Here is a 12462-nt window from a genome sequence, read left to right on the forward strand (position 1 = left end):
CTCCCGAGCGGGCTTGCGTGGCCGGAGCGCGGAGCGCTATTCGAAGCGAGGCCATGTTCTGCGCGCGCTGCCACCGGGAGTACGACGCGGGCCATCGGTTCTGCCCCTACGACGGCGCGGAGCTCACCGAGGGCCGGCGCGTCGACCTGTTCCGGTACAAGCCGACCCGGCTGCGCGGGACCCGCCTCGGGGAGCGCTACGAGGTGCGCGGCTACCTCGGCAAAGGGGCGATGGCGCGCGTCTACCTCGCGGTCGAGATCGAGACGGGCCAGCCGGTCGCGATCAAGGTCCTCGAGGAGTTCGCCGCCCGGGCGGAGCGGACGCGCGAGCGGTTCGTGCGCGAGGCGCAGAGCGCCGCGATGATCGGGCACCCGAACATCGTCCGGGTGCTCGACGCCGGCGCGCGCTCGGAAGACGGCGCCCCCTACCTCGTGATGGAGTACCTCTTCGGCGAGTCGCTCGGCGACTGGCTCCGGCGCGAGCGCCGCATGGACGCGGACCTCGCCATCCCGGTGCTCTCCCAGGCCGCGTCCGGGCTCGCCGCCGCGCACCGCGCCGGGATCATCCACCGCGACGTGAAGCCGGACAACATCTACCTCGTGGGCCCGCAGGGCGACCCGTACGCGGTCAAGGTGCTCGATTTCGGCCTCGCGAAGATCCAGGCCGCCGATCTCATCACGGCGACAGGCACCGCGGTGGGCACCCTCGAGTACATGGCGCCAGAGCAGGTCGTGAGCGACCTGCCCGACGCCCGCACCGACGTCTACGGGCTCGGCGTCGTCATGTTCCGGGCCTTCACCGGCGAGCTCCCGTTCCCGCGCTCGGAGCAGTCCGAGCTCCTCGCCCGGCAGCTCGTGACCCCGCCGCCCCGCCCCTCGGAGAAGCGCCGGAGCCTCGACCCGCTGCTCGAGTCCGTGATCCTGAAGGCGATCCGGAAGCGCCCGGACAACCGCTATCCCTCGATGGAAGCGTTCCTCGAGGATCTCGAGCGCCTGGCCGGCGATCGCGACGGGCCGCTCTCGGCCGACGAGCCGCTACGGGAGCCCAGCGACGTCTATGTCCCGCAGGGATCGTTTGCCAGGAACGCGGCGATCTACTTCTATAGGCGGCTCGGCATGGAAGCCCCACGCTTCGACTGAACCGACACCACCTTCCGCGGGCGCTTCCCGCCACCCAGGAGATCCGTATTGCCATGGCCTACTCTGCTGCATTCCGATGCCTGACCGGTTGCGCCGGGAGCTACCCGCTGACGCAGCCCCTCTACCGTTGCCCCACCTGCGGCGGCCTGCTCGACGTAGCCCACGACATCGACGCGCTCCGCGACCGGAGCCCCGCGACGTGGATGAAGCTCTTCGACGAGCGCTACAAGCGCACGGTGTGGCCCTACGGCTCCGGGGTCTGGGGCAAGCGGGAGTGGGTCGCTCCGCAGGTACCGGACGAGGCCATCGTGTCGATGGACGAGGGGGGCTCGAACCTGTTCTGGGCCGACCGCTACGGCCGCACGCTCGGGCTCGATGACGTCTGGGTGAAGCTCTGCGGCAACAGCCACACGGGGTCGTTCAAGGACCTCGGCATGACGGTGCTCGTCTCGGTGGTGAACAAGGCGATCCGCGAGGGCCTCGAGGTGCGCGCGATCGCGTGCGCGTCGACCGGGGACACCTCGGCGTCGCTCGCGGCGTACGGCGCGGCGGCCGGTCTGCCCGTCGTCGTGCTGCTGCCGCGGGGCAAGGTGTCGACGGCGCAGCTCGTCCAGCCGATCGCGTCGGGGGCGCTCGTCCTCTCGCTGGACACCGACTTCGACGGCTGCATGGCCATCGTGCAGCGCCTCTCGGCCGACGGCGTCGTCTACCTGGCGAACTCGATGAACGCCCTGCGGCTCGAGGGCCAGAAGACCGTGGCCATCGAGATCGTGCAGCAGTTCGACTGGACGCTGCCCGACTGGGTCATCCTCCCGAGCGGCAACCTCGGCAACGCCTACGCGCTTTACGCGGGCTTCAAGATGCTGAAGGACCTCGGCCTGACGACGCGGTTCCCGCGCCTCTGCGTGGCGCAGGCGGCGCGGGCCAACCCGCTCTTCAAGGCGTGGTCCGAGGGGCGGAGCGAGGTCGTGCCGATGAAGGCCGGGGAGACGCTGGCGAGCGCGATCCAGATCGGCAACCCGGTGAGCGCGCCGAGGGCGATGCTGGCCCTCAAGGCGATGGACGGCGTCGCCGAAGAGGTGACCGAGGACGAGCTCTGCGACGCGGCGGCCCGCGCCGATCGCACCGGGATGTACACCTGCCCGCACACGGCGGTCGCCCTCGCGGCGCTGGAGAAGCTCGTGAAGAAGGGCCTCGTGGAGAAGCGCCAGCGGGTCGTCGTGGTCTCGACAGCGAACGGCCTCAAGTTCACGGAGTTCAAGGTGAAATACCACGAGCGCGCGCTCGCGGACGTGACGAGCCGGCTCGCCAACCCGCCGGTCGAGCTGCCGCCCGACTACGACCGCGTCCTCGCCGCCCTCGACAGGCACGCCGCGCAGAGCGGCAAGCGCTGAGCCGGACGCCGCGCGACGCCGCCGCTACCGGCGCGCCCTCGCCCGGCGCCGCCGGCGACGTCCGCGCGCGGAGGTCATCGCGGAGGCGATGCCGTTCTGCAGGGTGTTGTGCGTGACGATGCCGCTCATGTCGACGCCGATCTCGACGAGCGTCCTGGCCACGTCGGGGCTCAGGCCCGTGATGATCACCTCCGAGCCGAGCAGGCGCACCGCCGTCGCGGCGCCAAGGAGCGCGTCGGCGCACGGGCCGTCGATCCGCGGCACCCCGGTGATGTCGAGGATCGCGACGTGCGCGCGGCGGGCGGCGACGCCGCGGACCAGCGTCTCCTGCACGCGGCGCGTCCGCTGCGGGTCGAGGGCGCCGACGAGCGGCATCACGACGATGTCGTCGCTGATCGGGATGAGCGGGGTCGACAGCGCCGCGAGGATCTCGTTCTGCGCCCGGAGGGCCTCCTCCCGGGCGCGCCGCGCCTCGGTCTCCGCCTCGGCGCGCTTTCGCTCCGTGATGTCCCGGACGATGACGACCGCCTCCGCCCGATCGCTGCCGGCGATCCGGACCTCGTAGTCGCGCGCGCTGCCCGCCAGCTGCTCCTGGTACTCGAAGACGTGCGTCGCCTCGTCCGCGAGCGCTCGCGCCACGAGGCCGGTGATCTGCTCGGCGACGTGGGCGGGGAACACGTTGCCGACGTGCCTGTGCAGGAGATCCCCCGCGCGGAGCGACGGCCTCGGGTCCCGGGAGGCCTTGAAGTCCAGGCAGATGCCGTTGCTGTCGATCCGGAGGATCGTGTCGGGGATGGCGTAGAGGAGCGCGCGGTTGTTCGCCTCGCTCCGGCGCAGGGCCGCCTCGACGCGCTTGCTGCCGATGAAGTGGCCGGCCTTGGCGGCGATCGCGAGCAGGACGTCGAGCAGCCCCGGATCGGGCGCGCGCGGCTCGGCGTCCATGAGCTCCAGCACGGCCGCGACCTGTGCGTCGGCGCGGACCGCGATGGGGAGCTCGACCGCGAAGCGGAGGCCGGCGTGCCGCGCCGCCCGCGCGCGCGGGTCGTCCGCCTCGGCGTCGAGGTCGCTGAACCAGGTCGGCTCCCCCTGGGCGAGCGCGCGGCCGGGCAGCCCGGCGTCGCGGGCGAAGCGCGCGCCCCGGGTCGCCGCCTCGAGCGCGATCGCGTCGTCGGGCGCGGCGCTCCAGGTGTGCTCGCAGCGCAGCCCTTTGCTCTCGTCGTCGCCGAGCCACAGGGCGGCGAACCGGAAGCCGAGCGTCTCCCCGAGCGCGCCGAGGAGCGCCGGGACGCCCTCCGCGAGCGTCGTCGACTCGACGAGGATCCTGGTCACGGTGTACTGCGTCGACACCTTGTAGTTGGCCTCGGCGAGGGCGCGGCGCTGGTTCCACTTCTCGGTCAGCGCGAAGGCCATCTGGCGGACCTCGCTCGGGCCGAACGGCTTGGCGAGGATGAGGAGGTTGTCGGTCTGCCCGAACCGGGCGGCGATCTCCTCCCACGAGTCATCCGAGTCCGCCGCGCAGAGGACGGCCTGGATGGCGCCGTCTTCCTTCCAGATGCGCGAGAGCGTCTCGACGCCGTCCCACCCCGGCATGCGCGCGTCCACGAAAACGAGCGCGTACGGCGCGCCGCTCTGCTGCGCCTCGCGGACCTTCGCCAGCCCCTCCTCCCCGCGGGTCGTGGACGTGAGCTCGAACCTCACCGGCCGCCGGGCGGGCGGCTCGCGGAGCAGCGCCGGCTGGGGGCTCGCGAGGGTCGAGCCCTCCGCGTCGGATCGGAGGATCCTGCGGAAATCCTCGTGGATGGCCTCGTCGTCGTCGATCAGCAAAACGCGCCGGTTCTGCTGCCAGCTGGGATCCCCCATCACCGAGTCCTTGGAGCGTGAGTCCGGGTCCTGGAGCGGGGCGCGCCTTCGTGCGCTACGGGCTCGTCCGCGTCGTTCGGCTCGCTGCGGCGTGCTTCGTACGCCTCACTCGCCGGCCCAGCGGCCGAGCCCGTGTCCCACGAATTTTGCACCTCGCTCTATTCAACGGGAGGCGTGCCCTCGCCGTCTACAGGCGGAGGAGACGGCGGCCGTGTAGGCGACTCGTCCTCGGTGGAGGGAGGGGGCGGTGGCGGGGGCATCATGGGGGGCTCGTGCTCCTCGCCGTCCCTCGGGGCGGCCTCGGAGGCGCCGAGGGGCATGTTGATGCCGCCGGGCTTCCTCGTGGTCGTGGCCGGGCTGGCGCCAGGCGTGCGGCCCCGAGCGGCGGGCGACTCGGCCGCGTGCGGGTCGAACCGGGGCTTCTTCAGCGGGCCGTGGACGTGCCAGCCGTAGAAGCCGTCGGCTCGCTTGGACCGCTTCATCTTGGGCTGCTGCATCTCGATCAGCCCGGGCACGCTCGACCCCGGCGCACCGAGCAGCGATTTCGTGAGATCGCTCTTCGATCGGTAGGCATCGGTGAACTTGAAGCGCACGTAGAGATCCGCCGTGGAGTTGTTCCACGGCTCACGCATGTTGACCTTGCCGTCGCCGTCGAGCTCGAGGTCCTGGCCGTTCGCGGACATCTTCGTGACCTTGAGGACGCCGTCCTTCGCCTCCGCCGACAGGAGCAGCTCCCCCAGCTTGGCCTCCGGGAGCGCGATGAGCCCCTGGATCTTCGTCTTGCCGTCGCCGACCGAGACCTCCTTGGCGGAGACCTCGAGCGCGCCGTTCGCCTTGTTGAATTTGCCCTCGGGGGCGCTGAGATCGAGGTTCGCGCTCAGCGTGCCGGCGATCGGCAGGCCAAGGATCTCGCCGAGCGGACCCACCTTGGCGAGCTCCACGTTCGCGACCTCGACGTGGACGTCGCCGCCCGATCGGCCCATCGGGACCACGCCCTCGATCTCGCCGCCGAACACGCTGGCCCAGAACGAGACCCGCATCCGCCCGATCAGGAGGGGCAGGATCTTCAGCCGCGCGTGCGCCTCGTCGATCTCGATGACGCTCGGCTTCGGCGCGCTGTCCTTGGCGGCGTCGCCCGAGGCGAAGGCCGCGGCGCCGCTCGGCCTGCTGCCCGAGCCGAGCTCGCCCGGCGGCAGGATGAGCCGCACGCCCTTCATCTCGACCCCCGTGAACCAGTACGAGTCGAGCTCGTCGATCTCGAGGCGCTGCGCCTGGCTCGGGCCCCGCTTCTGCTGCGTGCGGTCGAACTCGGCGATCAGCCGGTCCTTGAGCCGGTCGTAGGGGAACGTGAGGTAGCCGAAGAGGCCCAGACAGAAGAGGTAAAAGAGCGGATAAGCCGCCCACCTCGCGATCTTGATGAGCCGCGCCTTCATGGCTCCTGCTCCTCTTCGGCGGCGGGGGGCGCCGACGGCGCGGGGGGGGTCGCCGGCGGGGGCTCGCCCTTCCGGTCGAACGCGGAGATGCCGAGCTCGACCTCGTAGGAGTCCGGCTCGCCGGCGCGCGGCTTGAGGTTCAGCTTCGTCACCGCGACCGGGTGGCCCGAGCCCTCGATGTGCTCGAGCATCTTCGCGAGCCCGAGCATCCCGATCCTGTGCATCTTCACCACCGTGATCCGCTCTGTGTACTTCTTGCCGTGCGGGACGTCGGGGCGATCCTGCGACTCGGCGGCGGTGAGCTGCTGCTGCTTCGCCGCGTCCTCGATGAAGCCGGCGAGCGCGGGCGCCGGCCGCGAATAGCGCGCGAGCAGCGCGTCCTTCAGCGCCTTGCGCTCGCTGACCTTCCCCGAGGCCTCGTAGATCGACTGGAGCAGATCGCGGATCTCCTGGTTCTCGGCGCGCTTGCTGGACGCGACGCTCGCGAGCCCGATCGGCACGAGCAAGAGGACGATCACCGCCAGGAATCCGAGGAGGATGGTGAGGAGCCGGCGCTCGCGCGGCTCCAGCTTGTCGAGTCGCTCGCGGAGCGTCATCGCGATCCCTCCGGCTTCTCCGGCGCGCCGGCCGAGGCGCTCTCCGCCGCGTCAGCGGCGCCGGTCTTCTTCTTCTTCGCCTTGTCCTCGCACTTGAGATCCAGCTCGAGGACGTACTTGTGCTTGCCCTCCGTGAACTGGCTCGTGCGGCCGATCTTCACGTCGCGGAAGCAGCGGTGCTCCTTCATGTGATCCGCGATGATCTGCGCGTCCGACACCGACGGGACGACGCCCTGGAGGGTCACGTGGCCGCGGTTCACGTCGAGCTCGAGCACGTCGTGCGTGATCTCCTTCGGCACGGCCTTCGAGAGCTGCACCATGACGTCGAAGGCGTCGACGCGGGGCATCGGGTCCTCGTCGGCCGCGCCGGGGCCCTGCTCGAGCAGCTCGCGGGCCTTCTGCGGGTCGCTCGTCTCCTCGCCGAGCACGTCGTGGGAGGCGGTCGCGAGCGAGGCGGCGAGCAGCTCCCGCTCCGCGTCGAGGGTGCGCAGCTCCGCGACGATGGAGAAGCCGAAGCTCAGCGCGATGACGGTGCCGAGGCCGGCGAGGATCGGGATCTTCTCGCGCAGGAACGGGTAGCTGCGCTCGGCCTCGAGCGCGCCCTTCCGGAGGTTGAACCCCTTGGTCTTCGGCGTCAGCCCGAGCGCGAGCCCGAGCGCCTTGGCGAAGCGGGGCAGCGCCGCGGCCTGCTCGGGCGTGAGCCCCTCGATGCGAGGGGTCGGGAGCGGCAGGATCGTGAGGCCGAGCTGCGTCGACAGGAACATCTCCGCGCCCTGCGCTGTGGCGCCGCCGCCGACGAGGTACATCCCCGCGAGCGGCTCGCCGCCGAGGTTGCGCCACGCCGCGAGCGTCTGGCGCAGCTCGCGCGCGAGCGCCGGCGCGGTGCCGGGGAGGCCGGCCGTCCCGCGCGACAGCGTCCTGGCGAAGACCGGCTCGCCGCCGGAGACGATCACGATCTCGGACGTGAGGTAGTCGAGGTCGAGCAGGGCGATCGGCGCGCTCGCGCCGGTCATCGCCTCGCGTGACGGCGCGGCGAGCTCCGGCATCACCGCCTCGAGGTTGGCGAGCGACACCGCGCCCAGCGCGACCCGCTCCGGCTCGAAGCCGAGCGCCTCCTTCACGACGGCGATGCGCTCGCGCACGTCGTCCGTGCGCGCGACGGCGGCGAAGACCGGCAGCGTCTCCACGCCGGGCGATCGCTTCAGCAGGCGGTGGTCGAAGACGGCGTCTTCCATCTCGAACGGCACCGTGGCCTCGAGCTCGAAGCCGAGGACGTTCTCGACCTCCTTCTGCGCGGCCGCGGGCAGGTCGAGGCGGCGGTAGAACGATTTCTCTCCGGAGAGCGCGATCGCCGCGGCGTCGGGGCGATGGAGCCCCACGGCGGCGCGGATGGCCTCGGCCTCGGAGACGGCGTCCGTGACGGCCGCCTCGCCGAGGGCCTCGACGAAGACCCTCCTGTACGTGGTGCGGATGAGCGCCGCCCGCACCACGGATTTCCCAGCATCTATCCCGAGCAGCCTGTGCATTTGCGCGCTTCTTCCCGGAGGGGTGTCCTATTCGATGCGATAGTAGATGATCGTCCCGGCAGGGTTCGATCGTACCTGTTGCTCGTACGTTTCCGGCGTTGGAGCGGCGCCACCGCTGCCACCGCTGCCACCGCTGCCACCGCTGCCACCGCTGCCGCCATTGCCACCGTTGCCGCCATTGCCGCTCTGGCTGAGCGGCGTCGCCCCCGTGAGGTCGACCACCGCATGGACGCGCACGCGCGTCTCACGCTTGTTTCCAGGGACGATGCCATCGGCGTAGATGCTCAGGAAGTTGGTCCTGTTGCCGAGCGACTTCGTGACGTTCGGCTTGAACTTCACCGCTTCCACGCCCATCGCCTTGAACTGCTGCCCGAGCATCCCCCCGAGCGAGCTGCCCGCCTTCTGGGTCATCGCATCGACATAATCTTTCGGTGTGGGGAAGAGCAGCCCCCCGGTCATGCTCTGCACGAGCGACGCCACGGTGAGGAACGCCGTCTGCTGGTTCACGTCGGTGCAGAGCGTCGTCGTCGCGATATCCACGAAATCGGCGGTGCACGTGAGCCTGAGCAGCGTCAGCGCGTTCGCAGACGAGACGTTCACCTTCTGCTTCCGGCTGCCCCAGACGGTCAGGACCCTCTTGTCCGGGTTGCTCGGATCCGGGTCGACGAACGTCGCCCAGAAGTCGTCGTTCATGCCCCGGACCAGCCGCAGCTCGTCGATCGAGTCGAACGGGGCGTTCTTGCGCTGATAGGCGAGGCCGACCGTCTGGTAGAAGCTGTCCTCTGCGCCGGTGGAGCTCGGGGCGTTCGACGTCGCGTCGCAGGCGAACGTCTGGTCGCCGGGGTCGGCCCAGTCGATGAGCGCGCTGCAGATGGTCGCGCGGTCCGAGAACTGGCCGTCTCCGTCGCGCTCCTCGAAGAGCGCGTTGTACTGCGCGTCGCTCATCAGGCTGAGCAGCTGGTTCCCCACGGCGATCTGATCGGAGATGCCGCCCACGTCGTCGGCTGCGCGGTTGACGTTGATCTTCGAGTCCTCGTCGACGATCTTGAGCTCGAAGCGGCCGCCGCCGGTGAGCCCCAGGTTCTTGCCCGCCGCGCTGCCCTCGCCCGCGGCCTCGGGGGGCGGCGCCGCGCTGCCCTCGCCCGCGGCGAGCTGCGCGTTGAAGGGGCCGAGGAACATGTCGGTGAACTTCCAGACCGGCACCTGGAACTTCCCCTTGATCCCGACGATCGCGAGCATCGGTCCGATCGCCGTGCTGACGCTCGGCTCGGAGGCGATGAGCATCCGCGACAGGTTCACGGCGCTCTTCGCGTAGTACTCGGCCCGCAGCGCGTCGCGATCGGCGAGCGCCGCGGAGAGCTCGGTCGAGGTCTCCTCCTGGAGCTCGGTCAGGAACACGGTGAGCACCGTGATCGCGCCGAGCACCATGACCAGCGCCACGCCGCGCCGGTCGCGCCGCCTCCGGAGGCGGCGGCGCGCGCGTGCGCGCCTGGAGCGCGGCCTGTCTGCGGCGCGGTCCTCGGCGTGGGGGCTCCTCGGGCGGCTCATGGCTCAGTTGGCCCCGAAGGCGATGGGGACCTGCATCGGGAGTGGCACCTTCGACTCGAACTTGATCGGCTGCCCGCCAGGCCCGCCGTTCAGGACCAGCGTCACCCACACCTGCGAGGGGAGCCGGTCGAGCTGCGCCGCCGGCTGCGTCGAGTCCCACGAGTCGACCCACTCCCCGGTGATCGGGTCGAGGTACTGGAGGTTGAAGCTCTCGATGTCCTCGGCGAGCACGTTGACGACTCCGCCCCTCGTCGGCTCGGTGTCGATGGTCCTCGCCTCTCGCCGCACGAGATCGAGCCTGTCGTGCTCCGGGTCGCGCGCGCCGAAATAGCCGATCTCGCACTGATCGGACTCGTGCGCGTTCCGGAGGAGCCTCCGGTGCGCGAACGCGGTGAAATCGACGCGGTCGGCGGGCGACGAGTCCTCGCCGGCGAACGCGGTGAGCCGCGCGACGATGTTCTTGTCGGCCGGCTGGTGCCTGGACAGGAACGCCGTCTGGAGCTCGCGCGAGATGCGCGCGATCGCCGCGCGGCCCTGGTGGTAGCGATCGCCCATCCGCGAGATGCCCGAGCGCGCGCGGCTCATGCCGTCGAACGCGCCGTAGATGAGCGTCCCGATCAGCGCCAGGATGCCGACCGAGACGAGGACCTCGAGGAGGGTCACCGCGCGCGAGCGGCGGCGCCCGCGGAGAGAGCTCGTCCTTCGCGCCGTCACGGTCCACCTCCTCCCTCGCCCGTGCCCGCGTCGGGCTGGCCCATCTGGGGGATCGTGACCCACTGCACGAGCTCGAACGAGTGCTCCCGAGACCCCTGCTGCCAGGTCAGCTTGACCGTCACCCGCCGCGCGCTCGCCTCGAAGATGGGCTGGAGCGTCGGCGCGAGCATGTCGACGAACGGCTGCAGGAGCCCCGAGATCCCGCCGGCCGACTCGCCGCCCCCCGCGCCGCCGCCGACAAGCGATTGCGCGAGATCGTCGAGGTTGCCGCTCGGGGCCGCGGTGCCGCTCGACTCGCCCGGCTTGCCGAGCGCCCCGAGCCCCTCGAGGTTGGTGTCGAGGTCCAGATCGCCGTACTTGGGCTCGGGCATCTCGGGCTTCTCGATGCGCCAGCTGCACTTGATGTTGGGCGACTCGTCGCCCTCGCAGCACGGCCCGCTGTCGGCCTCGTCGAGCGCCGGCAGGCCGTCCTTGGCGAGCCGCTCCTCGAGCTCGGTCATCTTGCAGCGCGCGAGCCCGTTCGCGAGGCTGAGGTTCCTCGCGTGCGCCGCGGCCGAGAAGGCGCCGGCCTGCGCGGAGAGGATCGCCGTCAGCCCGAGGCCGAGGATGGCCACCGCCACCATCACTTCCAGCAGGGTGAAGCCGCGGGCGCGCATCAAAACCCCGTGTCCTCGCGCTCGGACGCCTCGGCGTCGTCGCGCGGCCTGGGCATGCTCGCCTTGCCCTTCCTGAGCTCCGTCTTGCCGGTCAGCGGCGAGACGAGCACCGTCATCACCGCGTCCTCGGTCTCCCCGCCGCCGAGGCTGAGCTGGATCGCGGCGTGCTCGGTCTGGCCTCCGGGCCAGAAGTAGAGATAGGCCCGCCCCTCCGTCACGGGCTCGTCCTGGTGCCCGGTCTCCACCTGGAGGAAGCGCACGCCGCTCGACAGCTCCTTGCCGGGCCTGTCCTTCTCGGGGTTGAAGCCGTACGCCTTCGCCGGCTCGAACGACGGCCGCGGCGCGCGCGGCCCCTTCAGGATCGCCTCGGCCTCCGCCGTGGCCGCCTTCTCGGCCTCCGTCGCCGCGGCGGCGCCGCCGGCCCGGTCGTTCCGCTCGACGAGGAGCTCGCCGGTGGACTCCTCGAGCACGATCATCCGCTCCTCGAAATCGAACACCAGCCGCACCGGCTTCGACTTCGCGTTCGCGTGGGCGTACGCGACCCGGACGGCGCCCGCGAGCAGCGCCGCGCTGCGCTTCAGCCGCGCGCTCGTGACCGCGCCCATGCCGAGCATGACCGAGCCGCTGATGAGCGCGATCACCGTGACGGTGATCAGCACCTCGACCAGCGTGAGTCCCCTCGTCCGGCGGCGTGTCATGGGCGCTCCTGCTCCCGGCGCGGCGCTACATCTCCGCGATCTTGTTGAGATCCGATTGCTTCATGTCATCCCGGATGTCGTCCGGGGTGTTCTCTTTCTTGTCGTCGCCGGACGAGACGACATGGATATCGTTGTTCTCGTCACACTTGATCTTGTACGGCTGGCCCCAGGGATCGTCGATCTTGTTGCCGTCGATCTGCTTCGCGCTGACCAGCGCCTGGATCGTCGGGCACCCTTCGCCGCCCGCCCCGAGCTGCTGGTACTGCTCGGCGGCGGTCTTGATGACCGTCGCCCCGGTATAGGCGCTCTTGACGCGCGACTGCTTGAGCTTCGGCCACACCACGAGCGTGGCGCCGCCGGCGATGATCGCCATGATCGTCACGACGATGAGCACCTCGACCAGGGTCACGCCCCGCGAGAGCTTCCGGCTCAGCCGTCGAATCCTTCTTGCGCTGCTTGCTCTGTTCGTCTCCATCTCTCACTCCACCCTGTCAAGGCCGCCTATTTCGCCGTCCGGCCCGTCGCTCATGAGATCGTATCCGTCCGGATCCTTCCTTCCAGGGCAGGTGAGCCGGAGCGGCCTGCCCCACGCGTCGACCGGGTCGATCGCGAGGTATCCCTCGCGCTTCAGCTCTTCCAGGGAACCCGGGCACCGCCGCTCGTGATCGGCGCGGTACAGGGTGATCGCCCCGTGGACCACGGACAACGTCGCGCGGGTCGAGCGAATTCCCACGAGCCGCCGCTCGCGCGCGCCGAGGAGCAGCAGGAGGATCACCATCGCGAGGCCGGCGGCGAAGGGCCTCGCCCGCGCCATGCCGGTCCGCCGGAAGAGCCCGCCGCCGCGCTCCCAGGGGAAGAAGATCGTGCTCTCTCGCTGCCTGCGCCGCCCCATAGCCAC

12 protein-coding genes are annotated in these 12462 nt (G+C 70.8%); 2 read left to right on the forward strand and 10 right to left on the reverse strand.

Annotated features, from left to right (window positions below; all coding sequences use genetic code 11):
* Window positions 1-53 precede the first annotated feature (53 nt).
* Both POL72_RS19310 and thrC read left to right on the forward strand, forming a co-directional pair.
* A complete protein-coding gene (locus POL72_RS19310; RefSeq protein ID WP_272096910.1) occupies window positions 54-1139 on the forward strand; it encodes a serine/threonine-protein kinase in 1086 nt (361 codons plus the stop codon).
* 53 nt (window positions 1140-1192) lie between these two features.
* The gene (gene thrC, locus POL72_RS19315) at window positions 1193-2533 is read left to right on the forward strand and encodes a threonine synthase (RefSeq protein WP_272096911.1); all 1341 of its coding nucleotides are present in this window, start codon (window positions 1193-1195) and stop codon (window positions 2531-2533) included.
* 24 nt (window positions 2534-2557) lie between these two features.
* Here the strand turns inward: thrC and POL72_RS19320 are convergent, their stop codons facing one another.
* The 10 genes from POL72_RS19320 to POL72_RS19365 form a co-directional block, all read right to left on the reverse strand.
* Window positions 2558-4393, reverse strand: coding sequence for an STAS domain-containing protein (locus POL72_RS19320; RefSeq protein ID WP_272096912.1), 1836 nt, complete (start codon window positions 4391-4393; stop codon window positions 2558-2560).
* A 158-nt stretch (window positions 4394-4551) separates the two neighbouring features.
* The gene (gene gspN / locus POL72_RS19325; RefSeq protein WP_272096913.1) at window positions 4552-5826 is read right to left on the reverse strand and encodes a type II secretion system protein GspN; all 1275 of its coding nucleotides are present in this window, start codon (window positions 5824-5826) and stop codon (window positions 4552-4554) included.
* Window positions 5823-6422, reverse strand: a complete 600-nt coding sequence (locus POL72_RS19330) for a type II secretion system protein M (protein ID WP_272096915.1) — start codon at window positions 6420-6422, stop codon at window positions 5823-5825. The genes gspN and POL72_RS19330 overlap by 4 nt, the downstream gene beginning before the upstream one ends.
* Entirely contained in the window at window positions 6419-7948 is a 1530-nt protein-coding gene (gene pilM / locus POL72_RS19335) for a type IV pilus biogenesis protein PilM (protein WP_272096916.1), read from the reverse strand. Before pilM ends, POL72_RS19330 begins: the two co-directional genes overlap by 4 nt.
* Before the next feature lie 27 nt (window positions 7949-7975).
* On the reverse strand, window positions 7976-9376 hold the full coding sequence (locus POL72_RS19340; RefSeq protein WP_272096917.1) for a type II secretion system minor pseudopilin: 1401 nt from the start codon (window positions 9374-9376) through the stop codon (window positions 7976-7978).
* 123 nt (window positions 9377-9499) lie between these two features.
* The gene (locus POL72_RS19345; RefSeq protein ID WP_272096918.1) at window positions 9500-10210 is read right to left on the reverse strand and encodes a type II secretion system protein GspJ; all 711 of its coding nucleotides are present in this window, start codon (window positions 10208-10210) and stop codon (window positions 9500-9502) included.
* Window positions 10207-10866 carry a type IV pilus modification PilV family protein gene (locus POL72_RS19350; protein WP_272096919.1) on the reverse strand — a complete coding sequence of 220 codons (660 nt, stop codon included), beginning with the start codon at window positions 10864-10866 and terminating at the stop codon, window positions 10207-10209. The genes POL72_RS19345 and POL72_RS19350 overlap by 4 nt, the downstream gene beginning before the upstream one ends.
* Entirely contained in the window at window positions 10866-11564 is a 699-nt protein-coding gene (locus POL72_RS19355; protein ID WP_272096920.1) for a pilus assembly FimT family protein, read from the reverse strand. Before POL72_RS19355 ends, POL72_RS19350 begins: the two co-directional genes overlap by 1 nt.
* A 25-nt stretch (window positions 11565-11589) precedes the next feature.
* Window positions 11590-12039, reverse strand: a complete 450-nt coding sequence (locus tag POL72_RS19360) for a type II secretion system protein (RefSeq protein ID WP_272096921.1) — start codon at window positions 12037-12039, stop codon at window positions 11590-11592.
* Window positions 12040-12042: 3 nt separating this feature from the next.
* A complete protein-coding gene (locus tag POL72_RS19365) occupies window positions 12043-12456 on the reverse strand; it encodes a type II secretion system protein GspG (protein ID WP_272096922.1) in 414 nt (137 codons plus the stop codon).
* Window positions 12457-12462 lie beyond the last annotated feature (6 nt).

Origin of the sequence: Sorangium aterium (assembly GCF_028368935.1) — a bacterium.
GTDB classification, from domain to species: Bacteria; Myxococcota_A; Polyangia; order Polyangiales; family Polyangiaceae; genus Sorangium; species Sorangium atrum.